We start from the raw sequence: 26,301 nt of genomic DNA, 5'->3' as shown, positions 1-26,301 counted from the left end.
CAAGCAAAGTTGAGGTCGCAGTGTGTGCGGGACGGGCACAGCGCCCCGTACACACCGAAGGAGCAGGGCATGAAGACACGCATCAGCGCCACCACCCTCCCCGACCCGGCCCGCGCGGACGGCGGGCTCGTCTTCCTCAGTACGTGGAGCACGGGCACTCCGGAGCGGCAGCGGGCGGCGGCCGAGGCGATCGCCGAGGCCTGGGGGAGTCGCCCGTGGCCGCACGAGGGCCTGCTCTCGTACACCGTGTACGCCGGTGCGGACGGTTCGACGCTGGCGCACCGCTCGCACTGGCGTGACGAGGAGGCGTACCAGGAGTTCTTCGCCCGCCACAGGGACGAGCGGAACGCCGACATCGACAGGGCCGTGCCGGGCATCGAACGGCTGGGGCTGCACAGGACGCGGCTGCGGGGCGGAGTGGCACGGGCGGCCGGTGACGAGCGGGTGGCCGGGGCGATCGTGATCACCGAGGGGGACGCGGGGCTGCCGGGGGCGGCGCCGGGGCTGATCGGCGTCTACTTCCACGTGACGACGGACGGCGAGCGGGTGATCCGCCACGAGGAGTGGGAGAGCGGCGACGGGCTGCCCGTGGAGGGCAGGTACCGCCTGGCGTACGGCTTCGAACCGGTGCGCTGAACAGCCGGGGCGCCGGGCGCCCGGCCGTCCCCTGGACGAAAATATTGGCCGGTGGGACGGTGGAATCCCCGCGCGGGGCGGGCGTTTTCCGTACCTCGGCCCCGGCGGCCCGCGCGAGGGGGCGTGCGAGCTTAAGGAGCCACCATGACCACCGGCAAGGAGTTCGAGATCGAGCGGGAATTCGAGGTCGATGCCTCTCCTGCCGAGGTCTGGGACGCGTTCACCACCGGCACCGGCGGCTGGCTGTGGCCCCTGGCGGAGTACGAACCCCGCGAAGGCGGCGCCGCCCCCTTCGGTGGTGTCGTCACCCACTGGGAGCCACCGCACCGCCTCACGGACCGTGCCGACAATCCCGAAGGCCTCCCACCGGGCCAGACCCGCAACCAGCTCGACCGCACCATCGAGCCCCGCGACGGCGGCCGCCGCTCATGGGTCCGCTACGTACACAGCGGCATCCTCACCGGTGACTGGGACAACCAGTACGACGGGGCCAGCAAGCACACCGACTTCTACCTGCACACCCTGCGCCAGTACCTCACGCACTTCACGGGCCTCCCCGTCACCTTCACCGCCCTCGACGGCCCCGCCCCCTCCACGGCCCCGGACGCCTTCACCAAGCTGGGCCGCCGCCTGGCCCTGCCCGACGACGCGTCCGAAGGCGCCCGCGTGCGCGTGGACGCCCCCGGCGAATCCCTCGACGCGATGGTCGACTTCCGCAGCCGGCACTTCATCGGCCTGCGCACCGACACCGCGCTCTACCGCTTCTTCGGCCGCAACCACTTCGGTGCCCCGGTGGGCATCAGCATCCACGACTTCGCGCCGCAGGCCGATGCCAAGGGCACCGAAATGGCCTGGCGGGACTGGCTGCTCAGGCTCTACGCGTAGCGCCCGAGCAGCAGCCCCGGGAGTCCTGCGCGTCCTACGGGCGGAACCGCAGCACCTGCGGGTCGTGGTCGCTGTTCTGCTCCGCGAACTCCGCGTTGATGTGCACGCTGTCGTACGCGAAGCCGCTGCCGACCCCGGGACTCGTCAGGATCTGGTCAAGGACCTGGGAGTTCCCCTGGTACACGTACGAGTAACGCTCGGACCGGGGAAGGGACTTGACGGCGGACTTCAGTGCGCCGCCCGCCTCCAGCGCCGTCGTCGTCGCCGAGAACTCGAAGTCGTTCACGTCGCCGACGACCACCACGTCCGCGCCCTTCTGGACCTTCCGCACGTCCCGCACGAAGGCGTTCACCGACTGGGCCTGCCGCAGCCGCTTCGCCTCCGACGAGCGCACCGGCGGCTGATGCCGCGACGTGAGGCCCTCGTCGCCGCCCTTCGACCCGAAGTGGTTGGCGACCACGATCACACTGCGCCCACGGAAGCCGAACTCACCGGCCAGCGGCTTGCGGCTGTCCGCCCACGCGGTGTTCGCGGGGTCGACGCGCCCGGGGGAGAGCGTCAGCGCGGCGCGCCCGCCGGAGGACCGCACGACACCCGTGCCCGTCGTCGCGTCCCCGGCGCCCCGGTCCGTGAAGGAGACCCGCTCGGGGTTGAAGAGGAACACCTGGCGGATGTTGCCGCCCGGCTCCCCGCCGTCCTTGTTGTTCTCCGGGTCGATGGACCGCCACTCGTAGCGGGGCCCGCCCGCCGCGACGATCGCGTCCGTGAACTTCTTCAGGGTCGCCTCCGCCGAGACGGTCCCGTCGTTCTTCGCGCCGTTGTCGTCCTGGATCTCCTCCAGGGCGAGGATGTCGGGCGACGCGAGGTTCGAGACGACGGCCCCGGCCAGCGCGTCGAACTTCGTCTGCGGATCGCCCGGGTCGAGGTTCTCGACGTTGTACGTCGCGACGGCGAGCTCATCCTTGGCCTGGCGCCGCGTCTTCTCCGGGACGAGACCCTTGTCCGTGACCTTGCCGAGCGTCCGCGCGACCAGCGTGTAACCGCCGAACTGGTTGAAGTCCAGGGGCCCTTCGGCGCCGCCGGACAGCGCGTCGCCGACGTTCGCCTTCGGGAAGGGCTGCTCGGAGACCGGGGCCAGCTGCTGGATCTGCAGGCGGCCGGTGTTCTGGTCGTCGTAGGACTTGTACACCGTGCCGCCGCGCCGGTTCGGGTTCTCGTGCGGCTTCACGGTGATCCACAGCTCCGAGTACGGATCCGTGGCGCCGACCACGCGCGAGGTGCCGACGCGTACGTTCATGCCCTCCAGGGACTCGTACAGGTCCAGGGCGTACGAGCGGGGCTCCAGCCGGAGCCCGTTGACGCTGCCCCCGTCCGCCGGGTCGCCGTCGGGCGCGTACGCGGAGGGCACCGACTTGGCGTGCACCGTGACCGGCGCGGGCAGCGCGTTGCCGGACGACTCGACCGTCACCGTCGGCTTGGTGAGCTGGGTCAGGGACTGGTTGCCGGAGGCCTCGCCGCCGGGGACGTACTCGCTGACGGTCCCCGAGACGCGGACCGCGTCACCGGCCTTCACCGTCAGCGCCGCCGAGCCGGTGTAGACGAAGACGCCCTCGCTGGTCGCGGGGTCGGTGTCGGCCTTCGGGTCCTGGAGCCAGAAGCCCTTCGAGCCGTACGAGCGGACGCCGGTCACGATGCCCGTCACGTCCGTGACCTGCTGCCCCGCGAGGGGCGAGAGCCGGGTGGTGCCCTGGATGTCGTGGACGCGGACCTCGGCGGCGGACGCGGACGAGGAGCTCACGGCGAGCAGACCGGCCGCGAGGGCGGTGGCCACGACGGTGGAGACGGCCGCGGATCTCACGGTGGGCCGGGTGGCGCGGGATATGTACGGCATGGAGAGACTCCGGATGAGGGTGAGTACGTATATGAGGGGTGAGCACGTAAGGAGCGAGCGAGGTGGACCGGCGGACGCCCACCACGTTCTACGCGCGTCAATCTCTTGTGTGGCCAGGGGAGTTGTCAAGGTTCGGCGGGTGTTCTCACCGTGTATGTCTTCTGACAGGGACATGAACCGGGCGGCATGGGTCCAAATCCGTCTAGGCTTCAGCCCAGCCGACCCTTCCCCAGGCTCCCGACTTCGCTCGAGCAGGGGAGGCCCCATCCTTCGGAGGAGAACCAGCCGATGTCCGTAAGTCCCGCCACCCTGCCGCCGGTGCTGCTGCACTCCGAAGCGGAACTCGCGCGGGCCGCGCTCGCCACGCCGCTGCTCTCCCGCGCCGCGCGGCTCGCCCGCTGGGCGGGCCCCCAGACGCGCGTCGGTGCGGGCGGTGAACTCATCGAGGAGCAGCTGCCCGCCGCCGCCGCCGAGCTTGGCCTCGCGGCGGACGACCCGGACGCCGCCGCGCACGCGAGCGAGGCCTGGCGCGTGGCCGTCGACACGGGCCTGGTGGACGTCACGGACGGCGACGAGGGGGAGGGCCCCGACGGAGCGGACGCGCAGGGCACGGTGACCCCGGGCGAGGACCTCGCCGCGCTCACCTCCGGCAGCCCGCAGGACATCCTCGCCGTCTGGCTCGGCGCCCTGGACACCGTGTACGGGGACGCGACCGTGCCCGACATGGACAACCTCCTGGACGTCCTGGAGGAGAACGGCGAGATCGACTTCGAGGAGCTCGGCTGGGACCCCCAGGCGGAGGCGGACTTCCTGGACGGCGTGCTCGGCAACCTGTACCTGCTCACCGCCGGGGACGCCGGGGCGGGCGATGGCCCGGTGCCGCTGCCCGCCCTCGCCGCGTCGATGATCGTGCCCGACGACATGGGCGAGCCGACGGACGACATCCTGGAGCAGGTGTCGGACGCGATGATGAAGCTCGACGACCAGTTCCGGCTCTTCGAGCCGCTGGGGGTCGTCGAGTACCAGCCGGTCGACGAGGCCCTCATGGTCGACATCGACGAGGCCGAGGCCCCACTGCCGGACGACGACGAGGACGTCACGCGGTACGGCATGGTCCGCCTCACCCCGCTCGGCGTGTACGGCATCAGGGCGCGGATGCTGGAGGCGGGCGTGGACGCGCCCGCCGTCGGTGATCTCGCGGACAAGGGCGCCGACGCGCTGCTCGAAGGGACGGCCGGTTTCCCGCAGGCCGCCGCGCAGGCCGAGATCGAGCTGTGGCTCGCCCGGCACGAACCGCTGGACGCGGCACGGGAGTTGCTGGCCGCCGCGCGGGGCGGCGACGAGGGTGCGCCGCTGCGGCGGCTCCGGTGCCAGCAGGCCCTTTCGCTGGTGGGCCGTGAGGCGGAGCCCGCCCTGCGCGAGGTGCTCGACGACGCCGAGCTCGGTGGGCTCGCCCGGGTCTGGCTGGCCGAGCACGGGGCCGCGGACGTGCCCGCGCCGCCCGAGGCGATGGTCTTCTGGCTGACGATCGACACGATCGCGGCGCAGCTCGCCGCCGAGGGCAACTCGGACGAGCTGCAGGGCCTCGTGGAGGGGCTCTCCCGGCAGCACAGCGGGTTCTTCGCCGCGGCCTGGCGGGTCGAGCACCCCGCCACCGCGGACGTTCTGGAGGCGATGGGGCGGCTGCACCCCGACAAGAAGGTGGCCAAGGAAGCCCGCAAGGCGGCGTTCAAGGCGCGGTCGCAGCAAGGCATGTGATGCGATACCGGCCGGGCTGGAATTCCAGCCCGGCCGGTATTCGACGCACCGAGCGGTCAGCTCAGCACTGGTACAGCGTCGTGTGCTTGAACGACGACGTCGCGCCGTCGAAGCCGTACGTCCCCCGGTACGCCGGAGGGTTCTGGTACTCGCCGACGATCGTGATCGTGTTGGCGCAGGACCCCTGGCCCGTGCGCTTGGCGTCCAGGCGGATCGTGTCGCCGATGAAGCCGCCCGTGATGTCCCACGGAGCGCCGCAGATGCCGGAGGTGATCTGGCCGCCCGTCACCACGTGCGGGTAGGTGTTCGGGTTGAACTTCACCTCCATGGCGAAGGTGATCGCGCCGTTGTGCAGCTCCAGCTTGGACGTGGTGGCGACCGCCTCGGCGGACACCTCCTGGGGCGCGGCGAACGCCTCGTCGCGCGTCTTGACCTCGGCGCCCTGCGGATTGTGGAAGCGGTGCTCCGCGCGGGCCTGGCCCTTCTGCTTGCGTGCTTGAGTGGTCATGAAAGCCCTCCTCTCGTGGTGCGACCGGTCAGGCCAGCTGTTCGGAGACCTCGACCCGCAGCAGCGCGCGGACGTTCTCGAAGTGGTTGAGCACGGTGACGGTCGAGGAACCGGCGAACAGCAGGCCGAGCGCGACGTTGTCGAGCGAGGTCACCAGGGACCCCGAGTCGCCGCCCGCCGAGATGTTCGTCGTCAGGATCTGGTCCTTGAAGCGGGCGGTGCCCGCCGTGCCGTAGTTGACGTCGATGGTCGCGTCGACGGCGATGATCCGGCCGAAGGAGATGTTGGTCGTACGGCCGGTCTTCTTCACCAGGTCGCCGACCGCGACGTTCGCCTTGCGGCGCCAGGCGCGCGGCGCACCGCTGAAGTACGTCTCGCGGGTCGCGTCCTGGAAGTCGACGGTGCCGAGCGCGGCGTCGACGACGTTGTTGTGCCGCTCCAGCGGAATCTGCGGGGCGAACTGGATCGTGATGAAGCGCTCCAGGGTCGCGATGCGGTCGGCCGGGTCCTGGCCGCCGTCGAAGACACCCGGCTGCACGATCGCGCTGCCCAGCTGGGCGCGGTTGGAGTCGGCGAGCACGTGGTTGTTGGAGAGGATGTAGAACTTCGCCGGTACGCCGAGGCCGGAGCCCGGCGGGTCGACGGAGGCGCCGGGCAGGAAGTCGTAGACCACGCTGCCGAGCGTGCCGGCCGTCACGCGTACGTTGCCGACCGAGGCGCCGGAGGGGCATGGGCGCATCCGGCGCTTGAGGAGCTGCGGCTCGAACGAGCCGAGCCCGCCGAGCTCTTCCAGCATGGGCTGCGAGATGCCCGAGAGCTGCTCGCTCACGCCGCCGTCGGGTCCGTACGTCACCGAGCGGTCGTCGGTGCGGCCGGCCTTGCGCTGCTGGCGCTGTGCGGCGATGTGGCCGACGGCCACGACGTCGGTGGGGGTGCCGTCGTCCATCTGGGCGGGGATGACGTCCCGCTCCGGGAGCATGGACTCCGAGACCTTCTGGGTCACGAACACGATGACCGCGGGTTCGCCCGTGGGCTCGCCATCGGTCCACTTCACGCCGTGGCCGAAGCCGACGACGTTGGCCAGGGACGTCTGGGGGCCCAGGAAGTCCCCTGTCGCCTGCTGGCGCGAGCTGTCGCTGAGCTGACCGCCGGTGGGTCCGCGCATCAATTCGGGCTGGCTCACCACGCCAGACCACCTCTTCCCCTTGGTTGAAGGGTGGAGTTCCGGTCCGCTCGCGCAGGCCGTCCTACTGCGCCGCGGGCTCGCCGATGGCGAGTACGCGCACGGGGACGCCTTCGAGCACTTCCGGAACCACGTCTTCTTCCCGGAGCCGGTCACGGGGCACTTTGCGGGTGACGAACACGACGATGACGTCCGCCCCCGAGTGCTCGTCCCTCCCGATGCCGACGCCGGTGACATTGGCCAGCTTCATCAGCCGGTCCTCATGGAGGCTGCGTGCCTGCGAAGCGTCCACGCGGCTCGCCTCCCCCAACGGGTGATGCAGGTAGGGGATGTCTATTGCCGTGTGGATGGCGGGTCAAGGCGTTCTGCACGAAATCTTGGCTTTGCGGGTGATTCACGCCTGTTGACCTTGTTTACGAAGTCTCTTCCGCCCTCTCGTTCAGGTGCGCAGATGTGAAGCGCCGTTGAGGTCCAGGACGGTGCCCGACGCCCACTCCGCGACCGGCGACGCGAGCCACAGCACCGCCGCGGCGATCTCCTCCGCCGTGCCCGCACGCCCGAACGGGCTCTGCGCGCGGATCGCCGCGCCCTCGTCGCCGCTCAGCCGGTGGGCGACCCGCTCCGTCTCGAAGAAGCCGGGCGCGACCGACGCCACCGCGATCCCGTACGGCGCCAGCGACACCGCGAGGGACTGGCCGAGCGCGTGGACGGCCGCCTTGGTCGCCCCGTACGCCGGGTGGTCGGGCTCCCCGCGGAACGCGCCGCGCGAGCCGATGTTCACGATCCGGCCCCCCGTGCCCTGGTCGATCATCCGGCGGGCCGCCAGATGGCTGAGATTCGCGGTGGCCAGGAGGTTCACCGCCACGTGCCGCTGCCAGAGGTCCGCCCAGTCCTCGTACGAGGTGTCGGCGAGGGGGTGCGGCAGATTCACGGCGGCGTTGTTGACCAGTACGTCGAGGCCTCCGAGCCCCCCGGCCACGGCGGCGGCCCGCTCGGCGACGTCCGCCGCGCCCGCCGGATCCGACAGGTCCCCGCCCACCAGCACGTGGCCGTCGCCCGCCAGGGACGCGAGGGTCGCGCGCGCGTCCTCCTCGCGCGAGCCGTAGTGCACCGCGACACGGTCACCGTTCTCCGCGAAGGCCTGTGCGAGGGCTCTGCCCAGTCCTCGGGAGGCTCCGCTGATCAGGACACGGCGGCCGGTGGCAGGCAGATTCATGGAAGGAGGCCCCTCGACGTCGGACGGCGTTCAACCGCCGTTTATACGTGAGCGGGAACGTGACGCCGACAGCAGCCCGGCCGAAACGGGAAGCACACCTCGACGTACGCAGGCCGAGCGTCGCAGCACGTACACAGTCAGCCCGCAGCCCGCTCGTACGCGCCTCAGGAGACATCATGCCGCTCACCCGCAGGGACTTCGCCAGACGCTCCGCGATCACCGGTGCGGGGGTCGCGCTGGCCGGCAGCGTCGGCGCGCTCGCCACCGCGCCCGGCGCGCTCGCCGCCGAGGACACGGCGGACGACGGGGCCGACCTGCTCGGCGGCGCCCCCGGCTACGGCCCCCTCGTCCCCGACCCGAAGGGCCTGCTCGCGCTGCCCGCCGGATTCTCGTACCGCGTGCTCACCCACAGTGGGAAGACGAAGCTGGAGACCGGCGAGTTCACGCCGTCCAACCACGACGGCACGGCCGCCTTCGAGGGCCCGCGCGGCGTGACGCTGCTCGTCAACAACCACGAGCTGAGCGGCCCCCGCTCCAAGTGGCCGCACCCGGTCCCGCTGACCGAGGGCCTCGTCTACGACCCGGCCGCGTCCGGCGGCTGCACCGTCGTCGAGGTCCGCCGCGACGGACACGTCGCCGAGTGGGTCGGCATCGCGGGCACCGCCACCAACTGCGCGGGCGGCAGCACTCCTTGGGGCACCTGGCTCACCTGCGAGGAGACCGAGGACAAGGCCGGCCAGAACGGCATGACCAAGGACCACGGCTACGTCTTCGAGGTCGACCCCTACGACCGGCGTGCCAACCGCGCCCCCAAGCCCGTCAAGGCGCTGGGCCGCTACGCCCACGAGGCCGTCGTCGTCGACCCCAAGCGCGGTCACCTTTACCTCACCGAGGACGCCGACGAGCCCAACGGCCTGTTTTACCGCTGGACCCCGCCCCACGGCTTCAAGCACGGCCGCGGCAAGCTGCGCACCCTCTCCGACGACGCGGGCGTACTGAAGGCGCCCAAGTGCTACGACTCCGGCGGCCGCTTCGTGGACGACCTGTCCCGCGCCACCAAGATCGGCACCGTCTACGGAGTGGACTGGGTCGAGGTGCCCGACCGCGACGCCCGCACGGTCCCGGTGCGCGAGCAGTTCGACGACGGCGACATCACGCGCGCCCGCAAGCTCGAAGGCATGTGGTGGGGCGACGGCGGCGCCTACATCGTCGCCTCGTTCGCCCGCGACGAGAGCCCCGTCCAGCACGACGGACAGGTGTGGTTCTACCACCCGGCGCGCCGCACCCTCACCCTCAAGGTCCTGCTCGGCGTCAACCCGGACCCCGCCAAGGACGGCGCCTACGACGGCCCGGACAACATCACCGTCTCGCCGTACGGCGGCCTCGTCATCGCCGAGGACGGCGACGGCATCCAGCACCTCTTCGGGGCGACCGAGCGCGGCCGCACGTACCCGATCGCACGCAACGAACTCAACGCGGGCACCCCCGAGAAGCCCTCCTACAGCGAATTCACCGGCGTCACGTTCTCACCCGACGGCAAGACGCTCTACGCCAACATCCAGACGCCCGGCATCATGCTGGCGATCACGGGGCCGTGGCGGCGCCAGCGCCACTGACGGCTCGGGCGGCGTTGACGGCGCGCACGGAGCCGCCGTCGATCCGCGCGTACCACCCGGAGGCGTCGGCGGCGAGATCGGTGATGTCGCCGTCCACCGGCCACTCCTCGATCACCTTGCCGCCACGCAGGGTCAGGGCCCTGCAGACGCGGCCCGCGGTGGCGTAGACGGTGCCGTCCGCGACGGCCGGGGGGAGCTGGGCGGTCGCGCCGAACGTCTCCAGCCACCGGCTCTTGCCGCTGGTGAGGTCGATGGCCTGCAGGGTCTTCTCGTCGGCCCAGTGCAGCAGGACGCCGTCGGCGGTGACGGGGCCGTGCCCGCCGCCGGGCAGCCGGCGCCAGCTGGCGGCGAGCCCGGCCGTGGGGAAGGCCCATCGGATCTCTCCGTCCATCGGATCGAAGCCGATGAGCCGCCCCGCCCCGCCGGCGAGGAGGAGGCCGGTGCCGGGGCGCCCGCCGGTGCCGGGGACGTGGCCGAGGGCGGTGCTGCCGCGACCTGCGGAGACCTTCATGTCCCTGCGGTGCAGCCGACGGCCGTCGCGCACGTCGACGACGTGCAGCGCGCTGTCCTCGGTGAGCAGCGCGAACCGGCCGGCGGCCGGCGTGACGGGGGCGGTGAGGACCTGGTCATCGTCCGCGAGTCCCTCGTACGTCCAGAGTGCGCGCCGGGTCGTGGCGTCCAGGCAGAGCGGCTTGCCGCCGACCGGCGACGGCGTCGGCGCGAGGAACAGTGCCGAACCGGAGACCGCGGGCTTCTGCCAGTCCACGACGCCGTCGTCCAGGGCCCAGGGGGAGCCGCCCCCGGGCAGCGCGCGGGAGCGCAGGGTCAGTTCGGTGGTGCTGTTCTTCTTGTTCCCCAGGGCGACCAGGCGCCGACCGGCGACGGCGAACCACCGGGTGCCCGGTGACCAGGCGCCTTCCGGACTCCACGGCTCGCCGGTGGTCAAGTCCCTTACCTCGTCGGTGAGTTCGGGCGTGATCAGTATGCCATCGGCCACGCCCCACATCGTCGGCGCCTTGACGGTGGCCTCGAACGACTGCCAGCGCCGGGCGCCGGTGCGGGTGTCGGCGGCGCGGACCAGGCCCTCGGTGCTGCTGTAGGGCTTGGTCCCGTGCACGAGCAGGGTGGACCCGCCGAGCAGGGCGGCGTCGATGGTGCCGCCGTCGGTGCGCAGCGTCCACCGGACCTTGCCGGGGCGCCGCGAACCCTTCTCGACGCGCAGCCCGGCGTCCTCGTCGTCCCCGCCCTCGTCCGGCGACGAGTGCGAGATCCCGTACCCCAGGAGCCCGGCGAAGCCCGCGCCGGTGGCGGTCAGGAGGGAGCGCCGGGTGAGGGTCCCGCGGCGCTCGGAACGGACGGCGGCGGCGATGGCGGCGGCACGGTCGACGGGTTCGGGCCGGGTGGGTTCCTTGCCCGGCCCGGGGGGTTCCGTGCCCGCCCCGGGGGGTTCCGTGCCCGACCCGGCGGGTTCCGTGTCCGGTCCGGTGGCGCGCGGGCGGCCGGGGGATATCAGGGACCGCAGTGGCTCCTCACGCCACCACAGGTGGGCGGCGGGATCGGCGGCCCGCGCCAGGACGTCGGCCACGGACGGCCGCAGTGCCGGGTCCTTGCGCAGGCACTCCGCGACGAGCCCGCGCAGCCCGCCCTGCTCCGGTACGCCGGTGAGGTCGGGCTCCTCGTGCGTGGCGCGGTAGAGCAGCACCGCCACGGGCCCGGAGCCGAAGGGATGCTCTGCGGACGCGGCGAAGGTGAGGACGGCGCCGAGCGCGAACACGTCGGCGGGCGGACCGACGGGAGCCCCGTCGATCTGCTCCGGGGCCATGAACCCCGGAGTGCCGATCATCGAGCCCGCCTCGGTGAGCACCCGGTCGCCCGCGGCGCGCGCGATGCCGAAGTCGATGACGCGGGGCCCCTCGGCGGTGAGCAGGACGTTCGACGGCTTGAGGTCACGGTGCACGATGCCCGCCGCGTGAATGGCGGCCAGGGCCTCGGCGAGATGTGCCCCGAGCGACCGGGTGACGCCCGCCCCGAAGGGCGCACCGGCGGCCACGGCCTGACGCAGGGTCAGCCCCGGGAGAAAGGCCGTGGCGAGCCACGGCACCGCGGAGTCCGGATCGGCGTCGAGCACGGCAGCGGTATGCGCCCCGGTCACGGCCCGCGCGGCGGTGGCCTCCCGACGGAACCGCTCCCTGAAGTGCGGATCGGCGGCGAGGTGCTCGTGCACGGTCTTCACGGCGACGAGCCGCCCACCGGGGCTCCGCCCCAGGTAGACCTGCCCCATCCCCCCGGCCCCGAGCCGCCGCACGATGCGATGCCCACCGAGACGGATCGGGTCACCGGGCAGGAGCGGGGTTCCGGGCAGGGCGGGGTGCGTCTCGCCGTGGGGTGCTGTCGTCATGGACGCTCCGGGTTGCCGGGCACGGGCGGGTGGCGGGTGGGGCGGTCAGCCGTCATGGCCGGTCCGGGCCGGTGATCGCGTACAGGGTGCCGTCCGCGCACAGGTGGACGAGGCCCGTGCCGGCGGTGGCGACGTCGACGGAGCTGACGGCGTCCAGGGCGAGTCCCCACCGCGGATCGCCCGTCGCCGCGTCCAGGGCGTACAGGCCCCAGACCGGCCGGCCCGAGCCGCCGGGTTCCGGACCGGCGACGTACACCAGGCCGTCCGCGACGAGCGGTGTCCCGTCCAGTACGCGATAGCCCGTGCGGGTCCAGCGGACCGCGCCCGACGTCGCGTCGTACGCGCGGACGCCGTCCGGCGAGGGAGCGTGCACCAGGCCGTTCGCGGCGGTCGGGGTGACGTCCGGCGCGGTGTCCGCGGCGCGGGTCCAGCGGGTGCGGCCGGTGGACAGGTCGACGGCCCGGATCTTCCCGCGCTGCCCGTAGTAGCGCGTCCCCTTGGCTCCGGGGTGGACGTGCGGGTACACCGCGCCGCCCCCGATCTCCTTCTCCACCGTGCCGCGCGCGGCCCGCAGGACGATCAGCGGATCGCCCTGCGCGTACACGTCCGTGCCGGGCATGCCGGGGTTCGCCGAGACGGCCAGGGCGATGCGTCCGCCCGCCTGGTCGGAGCTGATCACCTCACCCGCGCCGCCGCCGTGGAACCAGAGAGGCTCTCCCGTACGGGCGTCGAAGCCGTACGCCCGCCACTTCCGGCCCCAGGCGGTGCGCCGCGCCTGGATGGTGCCGTACGCGGCGTAGGTGAGCAGACAGACCACGTCGCCCGCCACGATCAACTGGCCCTTGTTCCCCTCCTGTTCGCCGGGCTTCCCGAACACGGGCCGGGGGCGGTGGGGGTTGCGGGAGAGCAGGCCCGAGTCCCAGGCCTTGCGGCCCGTGGCCCTGTGCAGGGCGAGGAGTTCGGGTTCGAAGAGCGGGTCGTGCAGGACGTAGACCAGATCGCCGCGGACGTCCACGCCCCGCAGGTTCTTTGCCGGATACTCCCAGCGTACGGTGCTGGTCGCCGCGTCCACCCGGGTGACGGCCGCGTCGTCGACGACGTACAGATCGTCCCCCTTGCGCAACAGCGATCCCCCGTAGGTGATTTCACCGATCCCGGTCTTCCACCGCACCCGTCCCTTCGGCAGCCGTGCGCCGGGCGCGCCCGGTTTCCCGGCCGAGCCGCCGCCTTCGCCGCCCTGGCTGAGCGCGACGGCCGTGGCGGTGGCGACGCCCGCGGTGGCGATGGCCGCGCCGGTCCAGGCGAAGAGGCGCCGGCGTGACGGGGACGCGAGCCGAGGAGCGGCGGACGGGACGCGGTCCCGCGCGAGGTCCCGGGGCGGGGCCCCCGCGGGCCGCGGCTCCTCCAGGCGCCCGACCAGCTCCGCTGTCTCGTCCTCGTGGCGGCGGACCAGGCCCGCGATCGGCTCCCGCTCCCACCACGGTGCCGCGTCCGAGCGCGCCGCGCACCAGGCGAGGACCTCGCCGACCGTCGGTCTGTCCGCCGGGGCGCGGGCCAGGCAGCGGCCCAGGAACGTGTGCCAGGGAGCGCCCGGCACGCCCTCCAGGTCCGGCTCGTCGTGCAGCGTGCGGTACAGGACCGCGGGGGCGCCGCCGGTGCCGAACGGGGCGCGGCCCGTGGCGGCGAGCGTGAGGACCGCGCCGAGGGCGAACACGTCGGCCGCGGGGCCGGGCCTGCCGTCACGGGCCAGCTGCTCGGGGGCGATGAAGCCGGGCGAGCCGATCGCCTCGTCGGCGGCGGTCAGGCTCTCGTCGGCCGCGCTCTTGGCGATGCCGAAGTCGAGGACCTTCGGGCCGTCGCGGCCGATGACGATGTTCGACGGTTTCAGGTCGCGGTGCGTGAGTCCCGCCGCGTGCACCCCGGCCAGCGCCTCCGCGAGGGCCGCGCCCAGCGCGGCGAGATCGGCGGCGCCGAGGGGGCCGTGCGCGGCGACGGCCGCCGTCAGACCGGGGCCCGCGCAGAACTCCGTGGCCAGCCACGGCTGCGCCGCGTCCGGATCGGCGGCGAGCACCGCCGCGGTGAAGGGCCCGACGACGGCGCGCGCGGCCACGGTCTCCCTGCGGAAACGCTCCCTGAACTCCGGGTCCGCCGCCAGGTGTTCGTGCACCGTCTTGACCGCCGCGAGCCGCCCGGACGCGGAACGGGCGAGTCGCACCCGCCCCATCCCGCCCTCGCCGATCGGCGCGACGATCCGGAACCCGCCGAACTCGACCGGCTCATCCCTCGCCGTCCGTGCCATGCCCCGGCATCCCCCTCCGCCTCGACCGCACCCAACGGACGATCTGTGCGACGCCTGTGAGCCATCGTACGGTTGCAGCGGAAAAGCATTGGTGTCCCGCCAGTTCGCTCTCCTAATGTGAATCCGGTCCAGGTGCGAGGGCAGGACTTACTCCCACTCGCTCTGGGCACCCAGGACTTTTTCATGTCACGCACCTCCCGGTGCGCCGGAAGCGGCTCCTTCCTTCAAAGAATCCACGCCGCGGCCACTTTGATCTCGGGAGGCTCAGCCCTTCTGCTGTGCTGCCTCCCCCCAGTAATTCTGAATTCGGGGGAATTCACATGGCACGCTTCAACACCAAGTCCGCGAAGGCACTCGTCACTTCCGTCGTGAAGTCGAATGGACGCACCGCGCCGACCCACCAGGGCGGCCGAGGCCACCTGCGTGACCCGCGCTCCGAGCTCTTTCTGCTCGCGGTGGCGAATTTCGTCTCCCAGCAGACCTTTTACGAGAACGGCGCCGACCGCGACGACCGGTTCTCCGCGCTCGTGCGACGCCTCGCCGTAGAGGACCCGGAGTGGACCGCGGGCCTGCTCGGCTGGCTGCGCGGCGACGGCAACATGCGCACGGCCTCGATCGTCGGCGCCGCCGAGTACGTGAAGGCGCGCCTCGACGCGGGCGCCACCGAAGGGCCCGCCAACCGCCGGGTCGTCGACTCCGTGCTGCGCCGCCCGGACGAGCCCGGCGAGCTGCTCGGGTACTGGACGGCGACGTACGGCCGGAACGTCCCCAAGCCCGTCAAGCGCGGCATCGCCGACGCGGTGCGCCGGCTGTACGGCGAGAAGGCCCTGCTCAAGTACGACACGGCCGCCAAGGGTTACCGCTTCGGCGACATCCTCAACCTCGTGCACGCCGCGCCCGACCCGGACAAGCCGTGGCAGGGCGACCTCTTCCGGTACGCGCTCGACCGCCGCCACCACCCCGACACCGCCGTCCCGCCCGCCGCCGCCCGCATCCTGGCCGCACACCGCGAGCTGATGGCCCTGCCGGTCGCCGAGCGGCGTGCGGTGGTCACCGGCGCGGGCGGCGCCGAGCGGCTCGCGGCGGCGGGCATGACCTGGGAGGCGCTGGCGGGCTGGCTGCAGGGTCCGATGGACAAGGCGGCCTGGGAAGCGGTCATTCCGTCCATGGGCGCGATGGCGCTCGTGCGCAACCTGCGCAACTTCGACGAGGCAGGCGTCTCGGACGAGGTCGCGGGCGTCGTCGCGGCGAAGCTCGCGGACCCGGCGGAGGTCGCGCGCTCGCGGCAGTTCCCCTTCCGCTACCTCGCCGCGTACCGGCACGCGCCGTCGCTGCGCTGGGCGTACCCGCTGGAGCGGGCGCTCGGCCACTCGCTGGCCAACGTGCCCGCGCTGCCCGGCCGTTCGCTGATCCTGGTCGACCGCTCCGGCTCGATGTGGTCGCCGCTCTCGGCCCGCTCGCAGCTCAACCGCGCGGACGCGGCGGCGGTCTTCGGCACGGCGCTCGCACTGCGGGCGGCGGACGCGGACCTGGTCGAGTTCGGCACGGGCAGCGCCCGGGTGAAGTACCGCAAGGGCGAGTCCGTCCTGAAGGTGCTCGGGCGCTTCGGCGACCTCGGCGGCACGAACACCACCGAGGCGGTGCGCCGCTTCTACAAGAACCACGACCGCGTCCTGATCGTCACCGACGAGCAGGTGACGTACGACTGCCACGGCGACCCGACCGAGCAGGTCCCGGCGCACATCCCGGTCTACACCTGGAACCTCGCGGGCTACCGGGTGGGCCACGGCAAGTCCGGCACGGGCAACCGCCATGTGTTCGGGGGGCTTTCGGACGCGGCCTTCCGGATGGTGCAGCTGCTCGAAGCGGGCTCGTCGAGCGACTGGCCGTGGGTGCGGAAGTGAGGCAAGGCTCTTGTCCGTCACGGGAATTGGTATCTAACATTTCAGTTCATGGGAGCCATGCAACCGGTGCGCCGCACCCTCCTGAGGGACCAGGCGTACGCATCGATCCGTGACGCGATCGTCGGCGGGGACATCCCGCCGGGCAGCGTCGTGCGGGACGCCGACCTGGCCGCCTCGCTCGGCCTGTCCCGCGCGCCCGTCCGCGAGGCGTTCTCACGGCTCGTCGACGAGGGACTCCTGGAGACCAAACCGCAGAGCCACACCCGGGTGACACCGCTGGACGCGGCCGGCGTCAGGGACGCGGCGGCCGTCGTCCGCGCCATGCACGAACTCGTGGCCCGCGCCGCGGTGCCCCGCCTGGCGCCGACGGACCTCTACGCGATGCGGGAAGCCAACCGCGGGTTCGCGGCGGCCGTCGCGTCCGGCGACGTGGAGGGCGCCCTGCGGGCCGACGACGACCTGCACGGCGTCCTCGTCGCGGCCTGCGGCAACAGCGCGGCGGCGGCCACCATCACGCGCTACACCCCCCTCATCCGCCGTCTGGCGCGGCAGCGCTTCGCCGAGGGCGTGACCTGCGGCTCCGCCGAACTGCACGAGCGGCTCATCGAAGCCTGCGCGGACGGCGACCCGGACGCGGCGGCGGCCGTCACCACGGAGATCTGGCGCGTCCTGGAAGAGCTCGCCCACCCCTGAACCTCCCGGAGGCCCCGTGTCCGCGCTCCTCGACTCCTACGCCCGCTACCCCCTCCTCTTCGGCCCCTCACCCGTGCACCCCCTGGACCGCCTCACCCACCACATCGGCGGCGCCGCGCTCTGGGCCAAGCGGGAGGACTGCAACTCCGGCATCGCGTACGGCGGCAACAAGACGCGCAAGCTGGAGTATCTGGTCGCCGACGCGCTCGCGCAGGGCTGCGACACCCTCGTGTCGATCGGCGGCGTCCAGTCCAACCACACCCGCCAGGTCGCGGCGGTCGCCGCCCGCGCCGGGCTCAAGTGCGTGCTGATCCAGGAGAGTTGGGTCGACTGGCCCGACTCCGTGTACGACAAGGTCGGCAACATCCTCATCAGCAGGCTCGCGGGCGCCGACGTGCGCCTCGTGCGCGCCGGATTCGGCATCGGCGTCAAGGAGAGCTGGGAGCGGGCGGTGCGCGAGGTCGAGGAGGCGGGCGGCAGGCCGTACGCGATCCCGGCGGGCTGTTCCGAGCACCGGCTGGGCGGCCTGGGCTTCGCCCGCTGGGCATACGAAGTGTCCGAGCAGGAGGCGGAGTTGGGGGTCTTCTTCGACACCGTCGTGGTCTGCTCGGTGACCGGGTCCACGCAGGCGGGCATGGTCGCCGGATTCGCCGCGCTCGCGGAGGAGGGCGAGCGCCCCCGCCGTGTCCTGGGCATCGACGCCTCCGCCGATCCCGACCGCACCCGCGAGCAGATCGCCAGGATCACGCGCGGGACGGCCGAACTCATCGGCGTGCAGGCAGAGGTCAAGGCCTCCGACGTCGAGCTGGACACGCGCTATCACGCGGGCACCTACGGCCTCCCGGACGAGGCGACCCTCGACGCGATGCGGCTCGCCGCCCGCACGGAGGGCATGGTGACCGACCCGGTGTACGAGGGGAAATCGATGGCCGGGATGATCGATCTGGTGGACAGGGGAGAGATCGCGCGCGACGCGACCGTCCTGTACGCCCACCTCGGCGGGCAACCCGCGCTGAACGCCTACAGCGCCCTGTTCTGATCCTCCTGAGGGGCAGGGGTTGACGGGGACCCGTGGGGCACACATGTGCGCGCGGTGCCACGGAGCAACTACGTACCGCTACGAGGAACCCGCGGTTGTGTGTCGGTTTGATGCCGATGTGAGGACCGTGTGAGCTCGGAGCATGGTGCGTCGGGGTCCGGAGGGCGCATACTCGGAACATGACGAGGCCCCCCGGTACCCGACGCCACCTGCCGAACAGCCCTTTTAACGTTCCGCCGCCGCCCGCACCGCCCATCGAGCAGTTCGCCGTGGGCGATCGGGTCTCTCACGACCAGTACGGACTCGGACGGATCGTCGGAGTCGAAGGCGAGGATGCGGTGGTCATCGACTTCGCAGGCCGCCAGGGAAGGTTCCTGAGCCCCTACGCGAAGCTGGCCAAGCTCTGACCTGACGTACGCCTGCGGGCGCGTCTGCAAGCACGACAAGGGGCGGTCGGCGGGAAGGTCCAACCCTTCCCCACCGACCGCCCCTGCATGTCCCCACGCGCTGCGCGCGGGCCCCGAGGGCGCCCGCGCGGCGGCTACAGCGCCTGCGCCGCGGGCTTCACCATGCCGCGCACGGTCCGTGACTTCACGAAGTCGCCCATGCCGGTCATTTCCCACTCTCCGGTGAACTGCTTGATCAGCTTGGCCATCATCACGCCCGTCTGCGCCTCGGCGTTCGTGAGGTCGAAGCGGACCAGCTCCTCGCCCGTCGCCGCGTCCAGCAGGCGGCAATAAGCCTTGGCGACGGCCGTGAACTTCTGGCCCGAGAACGAGTTCACCGTGAAGACCAGGCCCGTGACCTCCTGCGGCAGACGGCCCAGGTCCACGACGATCACCTCGTCGTCACCGCCGCCCTCGCCCGTGAGGTTGTCGCCGGAGTGCTTGATCGCGCCGTTCACGATCGACAGCTTGCCGAAGTAGCAGCTGTCCACGTGGTTGCGCTGCGGGCCGTACGCGATGACGGAGGCGTCCAGGTCGATGTCCTTGCCGCCGTACGCCGGCTCCCAGCCGAGGCCCATCTTGACCTGCGAGAGCAGCGGCTTGCCGCCCTTGACCAGGGACACGGTCTGGTTCTTCTGGAGGCTGACCCGGCCCTTGTCCAGGTTGATCTTCCCGGCGCCGAGCACGGGGGCCGGGGGCGCCGGGGGAGCGGCGGGCGCCGCCGGGGCGGCGAGACGGGGGTCGGCGGCCGGGGGCGCCATCGGGGCGGCAGGGGCCGGGGCTGCGGGCGCGGCGGCGGCCGGAGCGGCCGGGGCGGCGGGCTCCTCGACCGAGACACCGAAGTCCGTCGCGATGCCGGCCAGGCCGTTCGAGTACCCCTGGCCGACGGCGCGGGCCTTCCACGCGCCGTTGCGCAGATAGACCTCGACGATCACCAGGGCGGTCTCGCCGCCGAGCTGCGGGGGCGTGAACGTGGCGAGCACGGAACCGTCGTCCGCGTTGCGGATGGTGGCGGTGGGCTCGACGCCCTGGAAGGTCTGGCCCGCCGCGTCCGGGCTTGCGGTGACGACGATCTTCTCGATGCCTGCGGGCACGGCGGTGGTGTCCACCGTGATCTTGTCGGGGGTCGTGCCGCCACCCGACGTGTAGGTCACGCCGGGGCCCGCGGGCTGGTTGAAGAAGATGAAGTCGTCGTCGGAGCGCACCTTGCCGTCGGCGGTGAGCAGCAGGCCCGATACGTCGAGCCGCACCGGTGCGGCGACGTCCACCGCCACGCGGGTGGCGGTGAGGGGGATGTTCGAGCCGGGTGTCATAGCGGTCATGTCCGGGGTAACGAACGTCCCGGCTTTGCCGTTCCCTTACCTGCGGAAGTTTTCACTCCCGCGCTCCCGGAACGCCGGACGGGCCGCCTCCAGGCCGGTCCGGCGTCCGGAACTGCTGCTACGGAACCACCACGATCTTGCGGCCCACACCGGAGGCGAACCGCTCCAGCGCCTGCGGGTAGGAGTCCAGCGGCATCCGGTCGCTGATGAACACATCGGGGTCCAGCACGCCCGCGGCGAACAGCTCCGCCGCCCGCTCGTAGCTGTGCAGCACCGCCATCGACCCGGTGATGGTGATCTCCTGGTTGTAGATGCGGTACGGGTCGATGCTGACCCGTGTCGCGTAGTCGGCCACCCCGAACTGAAGGAACGTCCCGGCCTTGGCGACCCGCCCGAGGCCGTCCTGGATCGCGTTCGCGTTGCCGGTGGCGTCGACCACGATGTCCCAGCCCTGCGGCCGGTCCAGTTCGTCGGCGCCCGCGGCCGAGCCCGATACGCCCAGCTGCCGCGCCGTGGCGAGGCGGTCCGGGTTGAGGTCCACGACGTCCACGCTCGCCGCGCCCGTCCGCTTGGCGAGCTCCAGCATCATCAGGCCCATCGTCCCGGAGCCGTAGATCAGGACATGGGCGCCCAGCCGGGCCCGGAGCACGTCGTAGCCGCGCACCGCGCACGACAGCGGCTCGATGAGGGCCGCGTCCTGGGTGCGTACGTTCTCGGGGAGCCGCACACAGTTGGCGACGGGCGCGACGGCGTACTGGGCGGCTCCGCCCGCGGTGGTGACGCCGATCGCGGCCCAGCGCTCGCAGAGGTTGTTGTGGCCGGTGCGACAGTAGCGACACTCGTAGCAGTAGAGCGAGGGGTCGACGGCGACCCGGTCGCCGACCGCGAGCTCCGTGACCTCGCGGCCGAGCCCCACCACCTCCCCGGCGAACTCGTGCCCCGGCACCACCGGCAGCGTGGGCGCGAACTCGCCCTGCAGGATGTGCAGATCGGTCCCGCACAGTCCGCACGCGGCGACCTCGACGACGACGTCGCGCGGCCCCGGGGTGGGGTCGGGCACCTCGCCGACGACGGCCTTGCCGACGGACTCGATGATGGCGGCCTTCACTTGACGGCTCCCAACGACAGGCCCTGGACCAGCTTGTCCTGGGCGGCGAACCCCGCGGCGAGCACCGGCAGGGAGATCACGAGGGACGCGGCGCACACCTTCGCCAGGAACAGGCCCTGGCTGGTGATGAAGCCGGTCAGGAACACGGGCGCGGTCTGGGCGACGACGCCCGTGAGCACCCGCGCGAAGAGGAGCTCGTTCCAGCTGAAGATGAAGCAGATCAGGGACGTCGCCGCGATCCCCGGCAGCGCGATGGGGGCCACCACGCGCGTGAGGATGGTGGGCAGGCGCGCCCCGTCGATCTGCGCGGCCTCGATGATCGCGACCGGCACCTCGGCGAGGAAGGACTGCATCATCCACACCGCGATCGGCAGGTTCATCGACGTGTAGAGGATGACGAGCAGCCAGATGTTGTCGAGCATCTCGGTGTTCTTGGCGAAGAGATAGATCGGCAGCAGGCCCGCCACGACCGGCAGCATCTTCGTCGACAGGAAGAAGAACAGGACGTCCGTCCACTTCTTCACCGGCCTGATGGACAGGGCGTACGCGGCGGGCAGCGCGAGGAGCAGCACAAGGAGCGTCGACGCGACCGACGCCACGGTCGAGTTGATGAGCGAGGGCCAGGGGCTCGCGCCGCCGCCCGAGCCGAAGAAGTCGCGGTAGCCGTCCAGGGTGAGCGAGGCGGCGAGCGAGGGCGGATTGGTGGCCGCGTCCTCCTCCGAGTGGAAGGAGGTCAGCGTCATCCAGGCGATGGGCAGGAAGAACAGGATTCCGGCCAGCCAGGCGGCCAGGCCGAGGCCCGCGGAACCCCGGATGCGAAAGCGGCTCCCGGGCTGTGTACCTACACGCGTCACGGCAGTGATCATGCGCGGGACGCCTCCTCACGGAACAGGGACGAGACGACCCGCAGCGCGAAGGTCGCGATGATGATGGAACCGATGACGACGAGGACGCCGGCGGCGGAGGCCAGGCCGTTCTCGTGCGCCTGATAGAAGCTCTGGTAGACGGTGTAGGGCAGGTTGGCGGTGCCCAGGCCGCCCGAGGTGATCGTGAAGACGGCGTCGAAGTTCTGCACGATGTAGATCGAGCCGAGCAGTGCGCCCAGCTCCAGGTAGCGGCGCAGATGCGGCAGCGTGAGGTAGCGGAACACCTGCCAGTTGCCCGCGCCGTCCATGCGGGCCGCCTCGATGAGTTCGCTGTCGCGACTCTGCAGCCCGGCGAGCAGGATCAGCATCATGAAGGGCGTCCACTGCCAGATCAGGGAGGCCTCGATGGCGATCAGCGGGGTGTTGGAGACCCAGTCGGGCTGGGCGGCGCCGTCACCGCCCACCCAGTGCAGCAGCCCGTTGAACAGGCCGTACTCGGGGTTGTAGAGCACGTGCTTCCACAGCAGGGCAGCCGCTACCGGGACCAGCAGGAACGGCGCGATGAGCAACGTGCGCACCATGCCCCGGCCCCGGAACCTCCGGTCCAGGAGCAGGGCGAGCCCGAGGCCGATGACAAGGCTCGCGATCACCACGGTGGCCGTGAGCACGATGGTCGTCAGGACGGACTTGCGCAGGTCCGCGTCGGTCAGGACCTCGGAGTAGTTGTCGAACCCGGCGAAGCTGCGGGCGTCGGGGTAGAGGGCGTTCCAGTCGAAGAAGGAGATCACCAGCGTGGCCACGAACGGCAGCTGGGTCACCACGACCATGAAGATCAGGGCGGGCAGGAGCGGGGCCCTGGTGGCCCAGGCGCGCAGCCGTCCCGGTGTCCGTGCTCCGGGCACGCGCGCGGGAGCGGGCGCGACGGTGGGGGTACTCGCGGTGGCGGTCATCGTCCCTCGTACTCCTCGGCGATCTTGTCGGCGAGCTTCTGCGACTTCTTGAGGGCCGACTCGACGGACTGACGCCCGGCGATGGCCGCGCTGATCTCCTGGGAGACCCTCGTGCCGAGATCGGTGAACTCGGGTATGCCGACGAACTGGATGCCGGGCGCGGGCCGGGGCTGCACGCCCGGGTCGCGCGGCCGTGCGCCCTCGATGGCGTCGTGGGTGACGTCCTGGAAGGCGGCGGCCTCCTTGCGGTACGCCGGGTTGTCGTACGTCGACGCGCGCTTGCCCGCGGGGACGTTGGACCAGCCGATCTTCTCGCCGACCAACTGCTCGTACTCCTTGCTGGACGCCCAGGAGACGAACTTCCAGGCCTTGTCCGGGTTGCGCGAGGCCTTCTGAAGGCCCCAGGCCCAGGTGTAGAGCCACCCGGAGCTCTCGGTCTTCTCCACGGGCGCCGGTACGTAGCCGATCTTGCCCTTGACCGGCGACTTGGCGGACTCCAGCGAACCGGCGGCGGCCGTGGCGTCGTACCACATGGCGGTCTTGCCCTGGGTGAGGTTGTTCAGGCACTCGGCATAGCCGGACTGGGCGGCTCCGGACTCGCCGTGCTTGCGAACGAGGTCTACGTAGAAGCGAGTTGCCTTCTCGAACTCGGGGGAGTCGAGGCGGGCCTTCCACCCCTTGTCGAACCACGTCCCTCCGAAGGTGTTCACCACGGTCGTCAGGGGCGCGATCAACTCGCCCCAGCCCGGCAGGCCGCGCAGGCAGATGCCCTTCATCCCGGGCTCGGCGCCGTCCACGTCGGCCGCGAGCCTGGCCACCTGCTGCCAGGTGGGGTGCTCGGGCATGGTGAGACCGGCCTTCTTGAACACGTCCTTCCGGTACATCAGGAAGGACGACTCTCCGTAGAAGGGCTGTCCGTAGAGCTTGCCGTCGTCGCCGGTGAGCGACTGGCGCATGGAGGGCAGGATGTCCTTCTCGTCGTACGCCTTGTCCTTGCGGGTGTACGAGCCGAGCTCGTGCAGCCAGTCGTTCTTGGCGTAGATCGGGATCTCGTAGTTGCTGAGCGTGGCGACGTCGTACTGGCCCGCCTGGTTTGCGAAGTCCTGGCTGATCTTGTCGCGGACGTCGTTCTCGGGCAGCACGGTGAAGTTCACCTTGATGCCCGTCTCCTTGGTGAAGTGGGCGGCGGTGAGCTTCTGCAGCTCGACCATCTGCGGGTTGTTCACCATCAGTACGTTGATGGAGTCGCCGCCTGAGCCGGCCCCGCCCGCCCCGGCCCAGCAGCCGGAGAGCAGCGGGGCAAGCAGCGTCCCTGCGGCTGCCGCGGCGAGTGCGCGCGGCCTCCGTCGGCTCTGGGTTCGCATGAATGCTCCTGGACGTATGGGGACCAAAGGGAGGTGTGGGGGTGCGTCGAGGGTGAATTCGGGCGTGCGGGATCACGGGAGGTGCCGAGCGGGTTATGAGGGGTTATGAGAGGTGAGGTGAGGGGTGAGCGGGGGAGGACGGGTCAGGGAGGGCGAGCGAGGATGTCAGACGCGGATGACCTGCGGGCCCTGGAGCGAGTAACGGTGTGCCTCGGACGCGGGCAGCTGTGTGCTGGTGACGATCGCCTCCAGCTCGCCGACATGCCCGAACCGGCAGAAGCTGGTCGCCCCGAACTTGGTGTGCACGCCCGTGAACACAGTGCGCCGTGACGCGCGGATGGCCTGCGCCTTCACCTCGCTGACCGCGGGGTCGGGCGTGGTCAGGCCGTGCTCGCGGGAGATGCCGTTGGCCCCGATGTAGGCGAGGTCGATCACGAAGCCGGCCAGCATGCGCGTGGTCCAGTGGTCGACGGTCGCCAGGGTGCCGGGGCGGACGCGGCCGCCGAGGAGGAGGACGGACATGTTGTCGGCCTCGGCGAGGGCGCCGGCGGTGGCCAGGGACGCGGTGACGACGGTCAGGGGGCGGCCCTTGGCCGCTTCGGGCAGGGCCTCGGCGATGAGCTGCGGGGTGAAGCCCTCGTCGACGAAGACCGTTTCGGCGTCGCCGAGGAGATCGGCGGCGGCGGTGGCGATCCTTCGCTTCTCCGGGACGTGCATGGTGGTGCGGAACGCGAGGGTCGTCTCGAAGCCCGCGCTCTCCACGGGGTAGGCGCCGCCGTGGGTGCGGCGGACCAGGCCGTGGTCCTCCAGGGCGCGCAGGTCACGGCGGACGGTTTCCTTGGCGACGCCCAGTTGGCTGGCGAGTGCGGTGACGTCCACGGAGCCGGATGTCCGCGCTGCCCGGACGATTTCCCGCTGGCGTTCCTCCGCGGTCATGACCGCCCCTTCCCTCGCTGTGCCCGTTCGGGCCCTGGGGAAAAGTTCTACAGCGGGGGGCGGTGTGTGAACAGGCTCGAAACCGGGGCGATGATGCCCGCATCTGCCCGGTTGGCAGGGCTACGGCCTGTGCGGCGGGCGAGGGCGGTGCCCGTTCGGGGGCAAGGGCTGCCCGTTCGGTGCCCGTATGCGGGCCGGGGCGGCTCGGCGCACCCCGCCGGACGGCTGGATTCAGCCCGTCCGGCCGGTCGGGGGCGTCCTCAGTACGGCCACACCGGGGGGTTGGTGCAGAAGTGGCCCCCGATATTCGCGTGGTCCGGGTTGGCGGGGTCCAGTTCTCCCTGGTCCGCGAGCAGCTTCTCCGCGTACTGCTCGGAGTCGTCCTGCGGCTCGTACCCGAGCGCGCGCGCCGACGAGAGGTCCCACCACAGCCGGGTGTTCGCGGACGAGCCGTAGACCACCGCGTGCCCCACCTCGGGAGCGGTCAGCGCCGCGTGGAAGAGCCGGGCGCCGTCCCCGGGGCTCATCCAGACCGACAGCATCCGCACGCTCGACGGCTCGAGGAAGCACGAGCCGATCCGCACCGAGACCGTCTCGATCCCGTGCTTGTCCCAGTAGAGCTGGGCGAGGTCCTCGCCGAAGGACTTCGACAGGCCGTAGAACGTGTCGGGGCGGCGCGGGGTGTTCACCGGGATCAGCGGATCGTCGCCGACGGGCCGCGGCGTGAACCCCACGGCGTGGTTGGACGACGCGAAGACGATCCGGCCGATGCCCTCCTCGCGCGCCGCCTCGTAGAGGTTGTACGTCCCCTCGATGTTGGCCCGCAGGATCTTGTCGAAGGTGGACTCCAGGGAGATGCCCGCGAGATGGATGACCGCGTCGACGCCCCGCACGGCCTCCCGCAGCGCCTTCTTGTCGGCGAGGTCCGCCGTGATCGCGTCCGGCTCGCCCTCGATGGGCCGTACGTCGAGCAGCCGCAGTTCGTAGCCGTAGGCCGGAAGCAGCCCGCGCATCAAGGTGCCGAGGCCGCCTGCGGCGCCGGTGAGCAGGACGGTGCGGGGAGCGGGCATGAGGGGGTCTCCTCGGATCAGGGGCTGCTCAGCGGCTGCGTTCGCGTGTACGCGCATCCGTATGTACGCGCATTCGCGTGTACGTACAGCATTCACATCTGTGGACACGCTAAGGAGCAGTGCCTCGTCGCGTCAAGTGTCGTACGGAGGCGGGGAATCCGCTCCTGAAATCACGGTTCTCTTGGCGACCTTGCTGCTTGACCAGGGCTCAGG

The 26,301-nt window shown here is 71.7% G+C and carries 22 protein-coding genes; 8 read left to right on the top strand and 14 right to left on the bottom strand.

Features of this window, described 5'->3' with window-relative positions; genetic code table 11:
• The first annotated feature begins 69 nt into the window (after positions 1-69).
• Both ACZ6ZP_RS00675 and ACZ6ZP_RS00670 read left to right on the top strand, forming a co-directional pair.
• The gene (locus ACZ6ZP_RS00675) at positions 70-636 is read left to right on the top strand and encodes a hypothetical protein (protein ID WP_469405108.1); all 567 of its coding nucleotides are present in this window, start codon (positions 70-72) and stop codon (positions 634-636) included.
• Positions 637-780: 144 nt separating this feature from the next.
• A complete protein-coding gene (locus ACZ6ZP_RS00670; protein WP_469405107.1) occupies positions 781-1,521 on the top strand; it encodes an SRPBCC family protein in 741 nt (246 codons plus the stop codon).
• Between the two features lie 34 nt (positions 1,522-1,555).
• Here the strand turns inward: ACZ6ZP_RS00670 and ACZ6ZP_RS00665 are convergent, their stop codons facing one another.
• Complete coding sequence (locus ACZ6ZP_RS00665; RefSeq protein ID WP_469405106.1) at positions 1,556-3,412, bottom strand: endonuclease/exonuclease/phosphatase family protein; 1,857 nt, start codon at positions 3,410-3,412, stop codon at positions 1,556-1,558.
• A gap of 288 nt (positions 3,413-3,700) precedes the next feature.
• Here ACZ6ZP_RS00665 and ACZ6ZP_RS00660 point away from each other — a divergent pair, with 288 nt between their 5' ends.
• Positions 3,701-5,170: a hypothetical protein gene (locus ACZ6ZP_RS00660; protein ID WP_383819762.1), complete on the top strand. Its 1,470-nt coding sequence runs from the start codon at positions 3,701-3,703 to the stop codon at positions 5,168-5,170.
• A 61-nt stretch (positions 5,171-5,231) separates the two neighbouring features.
• Here the strand turns inward: ACZ6ZP_RS00660 and ACZ6ZP_RS00655 are convergent, their stop codons facing one another.
• The 4 genes from ACZ6ZP_RS00655 to ACZ6ZP_RS00640 form a co-directional block, all read right to left on the bottom strand.
• The gene (locus ACZ6ZP_RS00655) at positions 5,232-5,678 is read right to left on the bottom strand and encodes a hypothetical protein (RefSeq protein WP_351161980.1); all 447 of its coding nucleotides are present in this window, start codon (positions 5,676-5,678) and stop codon (positions 5,232-5,234) included.
• 28 nt (positions 5,679-5,706) lie between these two features.
• Positions 5,707-6,861, bottom strand: coding sequence for a chymotrypsin family serine protease (locus ACZ6ZP_RS00650; RefSeq protein WP_399978020.1), 1,155 nt, complete (start codon positions 6,859-6,861; stop codon positions 5,707-5,709).
• A 64-nt stretch (positions 6,862-6,925) separates the two neighbouring features.
• Positions 6,926-7,153 carry a hypothetical protein gene (locus tag ACZ6ZP_RS00645; protein ID WP_351161976.1) on the bottom strand — a complete coding sequence of 76 codons (228 nt, stop codon included), beginning with the start codon at positions 7,151-7,153 and terminating at the stop codon, positions 6,926-6,928.
• A gap of 147 nt (positions 7,154-7,300) precedes the next feature.
• Positions 7,301-8,077 carry an SDR family NAD(P)-dependent oxidoreductase gene (locus ACZ6ZP_RS00640; RefSeq protein ID WP_351161974.1) on the bottom strand — a complete coding sequence of 259 codons (777 nt, stop codon included), beginning with the start codon at positions 8,075-8,077 and terminating at the stop codon, positions 7,301-7,303.
• Positions 8,078-8,253: 176 nt separating this feature from the next.
• On the opposite strand from ACZ6ZP_RS00640, the gene ACZ6ZP_RS00635 reads away from it, so the two are divergent.
• Positions 8,254-9,693: an alkaline phosphatase PhoX gene (locus ACZ6ZP_RS00635; RefSeq protein ID WP_383819769.1), complete on the top strand. Its 1,440-nt coding sequence runs from the start codon at positions 8,254-8,256 to the stop codon at positions 9,691-9,693.
• On the opposite strand, the gene ACZ6ZP_RS00630 is transcribed toward ACZ6ZP_RS00635, so the two are convergent.
• Both ACZ6ZP_RS00630 and ACZ6ZP_RS00625 read right to left on the bottom strand, forming a co-directional pair.
• The gene (locus ACZ6ZP_RS00630; RefSeq protein ID WP_399978025.1) at positions 9,662-12,091 is read right to left on the bottom strand and encodes a protein kinase domain-containing protein; all 2,430 of its coding nucleotides are present in this window, start codon (positions 12,089-12,091) and stop codon (positions 9,662-9,664) included. The two genes, ACZ6ZP_RS00635 and ACZ6ZP_RS00630, sit on opposite strands and share 32 nt — an antisense overlap.
• Positions 12,092-12,143: 52 nt before the next feature.
• A complete protein-coding gene (locus tag ACZ6ZP_RS00625; protein ID WP_469405105.1) occupies positions 12,144-14,390 on the bottom strand; it encodes a protein kinase domain-containing protein in 2,247 nt (748 codons plus the stop codon).
• Between the two features lie 320 nt (positions 14,391-14,710).
• Between ACZ6ZP_RS00625 and ACZ6ZP_RS00620 the strand changes: the two genes are divergently transcribed.
• The 4 genes from ACZ6ZP_RS00620 to ACZ6ZP_RS00605 all read left to right on the top strand — a co-directional run bounded on the left by ACZ6ZP_RS00620 (position 14,711) and on the right by ACZ6ZP_RS00605 (position 18,433).
• On the top strand, positions 14,711-16,294 hold the full coding sequence (locus ACZ6ZP_RS00620; protein ID WP_351161965.1) for a TROVE domain-containing protein: 1,584 nt from the start codon (positions 14,711-14,713) through the stop codon (positions 16,292-16,294).
• 48 nt (positions 16,295-16,342) lie between these two features.
• Positions 16,343-16,987, top strand: coding sequence for a GntR family transcriptional regulator (locus ACZ6ZP_RS00615; protein WP_351161963.1), 645 nt, complete (start codon positions 16,343-16,345; stop codon positions 16,985-16,987).
• 16 nt (positions 16,988-17,003) lie between these two features.
• Entirely contained in the window at positions 17,004-18,026 is a 1,023-nt protein-coding gene (locus tag ACZ6ZP_RS00610) for a 1-aminocyclopropane-1-carboxylate deaminase (protein ID WP_469405104.1), read from the top strand.
• 179 nt (positions 18,027-18,205) lie between these two features.
• Positions 18,206-18,433, top strand: a complete 228-nt coding sequence (locus ACZ6ZP_RS00605; RefSeq protein WP_351161959.1) for a CarD family transcriptional regulator — start codon at positions 18,206-18,208, stop codon at positions 18,431-18,433.
• 134 nt (positions 18,434-18,567) lie between these two features.
• Here the strand turns inward: ACZ6ZP_RS00605 and ACZ6ZP_RS00600 are convergent, their stop codons facing one another.
• From ACZ6ZP_RS00600 to ACZ6ZP_RS00570, 7 genes are all read right to left on the bottom strand, one after another.
• Positions 18,568-19,785 (bottom strand): TerD family protein, encoded by a 1,218-nt coding sequence (locus ACZ6ZP_RS00600; RefSeq protein WP_366463981.1) that lies wholly within the window; start codon positions 19,783-19,785, stop codon positions 18,568-18,570.
• A 127-nt stretch (positions 19,786-19,912) separates the two neighbouring features.
• The gene (locus tag ACZ6ZP_RS00595; RefSeq protein WP_366463972.1) at positions 19,913-20,902 is read right to left on the bottom strand and encodes a zinc-dependent alcohol dehydrogenase family protein; all 990 of its coding nucleotides are present in this window, start codon (positions 20,900-20,902) and stop codon (positions 19,913-19,915) included.
• Positions 20,899-21,768 (bottom strand): carbohydrate ABC transporter permease, encoded by an 870-nt coding sequence (locus ACZ6ZP_RS00590; RefSeq protein ID WP_399978039.1) that lies wholly within the window; start codon positions 21,766-21,768, stop codon positions 20,899-20,901. Before ACZ6ZP_RS00590 ends, ACZ6ZP_RS00595 begins: the two co-directional genes overlap by 4 nt.
• Positions 21,765-22,718 (bottom strand): carbohydrate ABC transporter permease, encoded by a 954-nt coding sequence (locus ACZ6ZP_RS00585; RefSeq protein WP_366463973.1) that lies wholly within the window; start codon positions 22,716-22,718, stop codon positions 21,765-21,767. The genes ACZ6ZP_RS00590 and ACZ6ZP_RS00585 overlap by 4 nt, the downstream gene beginning before the upstream one ends.
• Positions 22,715-24,082 (bottom strand): ABC transporter substrate-binding protein, encoded by a 1,368-nt coding sequence (locus ACZ6ZP_RS00580; protein WP_351161951.1) that lies wholly within the window; start codon positions 24,080-24,082, stop codon positions 22,715-22,717. The genes ACZ6ZP_RS00585 and ACZ6ZP_RS00580 overlap by 4 nt, the downstream gene beginning before the upstream one ends.
• Before the next feature lie 165 nt (positions 24,083-24,247).
• Positions 24,248-25,018 carry a DeoR/GlpR family DNA-binding transcription regulator gene (locus ACZ6ZP_RS00575; RefSeq protein ID WP_351161949.1) on the bottom strand — a complete coding sequence of 257 codons (771 nt, stop codon included), beginning with the start codon at positions 25,016-25,018 and terminating at the stop codon, positions 24,248-24,250.
• Positions 25,019-25,278: 260 nt separating this feature from the next.
• The gene (locus ACZ6ZP_RS00570) at positions 25,279-26,088 is read right to left on the bottom strand and encodes an NAD-dependent epimerase/dehydratase family protein (RefSeq protein ID WP_366463975.1); all 810 of its coding nucleotides are present in this window, start codon (positions 26,086-26,088) and stop codon (positions 25,279-25,281) included.
• Positions 26,089-26,301: the final 213 nt, after the last annotated feature.

The organism is Streptomyces sp. NPDC054047 (genome assembly GCF_055585065.1).
Note: the sequence above shows the minus strand (reverse complement) of the source record. Positions and strands in the feature narration are given on the sequence as shown.

Excerpts from the sequence above, each read along its gene's own strand:
- ACZ6ZP_RS00675 (WP_469405108.1), top strand. The coding sequence starts at position 70 with ATGAAGACACGCATCAGCGCCACCACCCTCCCCGACCCGGCCCGCGCG.
- ACZ6ZP_RS00670 (WP_469405107.1), top strand. The coding sequence starts at position 781 with ATGACCACCGGCAAGGAGTTCGAGATCGAGCGGGAATTCGAGGTCGAT.
- ACZ6ZP_RS00665 (WP_469405106.1), bottom strand. The coding sequence starts at position 3,412 with ATGCCGTACATATCCCGCGCCACCCGGCCCACCGTGAGATCCGCGGCC.
- ACZ6ZP_RS00660 (WP_383819762.1), top strand. The coding sequence starts at position 3,701 with ATGTCCGTAAGTCCCGCCACCCTGCCGCCGGTGCTGCTGCACTCCGAA.
- ACZ6ZP_RS00655 (WP_351161980.1), bottom strand. The coding sequence starts at position 5,678 with ATGACCACTCAAGCACGCAAGCAGAAGGGCCAGGCCCGCGCGGAGCAC.
- ACZ6ZP_RS00640 (WP_351161974.1), bottom strand. The coding sequence starts at position 8,077 with ATGAATCTGCCTGCCACCGGCCGCCGTGTCCTGATCAGCGGAGCCTCC.
- ACZ6ZP_RS00635 (WP_383819769.1), top strand. The coding sequence starts at position 8,254 with ATGCCGCTCACCCGCAGGGACTTCGCCAGACGCTCCGCGATCACCGGT.
- ACZ6ZP_RS00630 (WP_399978025.1), bottom strand. The coding sequence starts at position 12,091 with ATGACGACAGCACCCCACGGCGAGACGCACCCCGCCCTGCCCGGAACC.
- ACZ6ZP_RS00625 (WP_469405105.1), bottom strand. The coding sequence starts at position 14,390 with ATGGCACGGACGGCGAGGGATGAGCCGGTCGAGTTCGGCGGGTTCCGG.
- ACZ6ZP_RS00620 (WP_351161965.1), top strand. The coding sequence starts at position 14,711 with ATGGCACGCTTCAACACCAAGTCCGCGAAGGCACTCGTCACTTCCGTC.
- ACZ6ZP_RS00615 (WP_351161963.1), top strand. The coding sequence starts at position 16,343 with ATGGGAGCCATGCAACCGGTGCGCCGCACCCTCCTGAGGGACCAGGCG.
- ACZ6ZP_RS00605 (WP_351161959.1), top strand. The coding sequence starts at position 18,206 with ATGACGAGGCCCCCCGGTACCCGACGCCACCTGCCGAACAGCCCTTTT.
- ACZ6ZP_RS00600 (WP_366463981.1), bottom strand. The coding sequence starts at position 19,785 with ATGACACCCGGCTCGAACATCCCCCTCACCGCCACCCGCGTGGCGGTG.
- ACZ6ZP_RS00590 (WP_399978039.1), bottom strand. The coding sequence starts at position 21,768 with ATGATCACTGCCGTGACGCGTGTAGGTACACAGCCCGGGAGCCGCTTT.
- ACZ6ZP_RS00585 (WP_366463973.1), bottom strand. The coding sequence starts at position 22,718 with ATGACCGCCACCGCGAGTACCCCCACCGTCGCGCCCGCTCCCGCGCGC.
- ACZ6ZP_RS00580 (WP_351161951.1), bottom strand. The coding sequence starts at position 24,082 with ATGCGAACCCAGAGCCGACGGAGGCCGCGCGCACTCGCCGCGGCAGCC.
- ACZ6ZP_RS00575 (WP_351161949.1), bottom strand. The coding sequence starts at position 25,018 with ATGACCGCGGAGGAACGCCAGCGGGAAATCGTCCGGGCAGCGCGGACA.
- ACZ6ZP_RS00570 (WP_366463975.1), bottom strand. The coding sequence starts at position 26,088 with ATGCCCGCTCCCCGCACCGTCCTGCTCACCGGCGCCGCAGGCGGCCTC.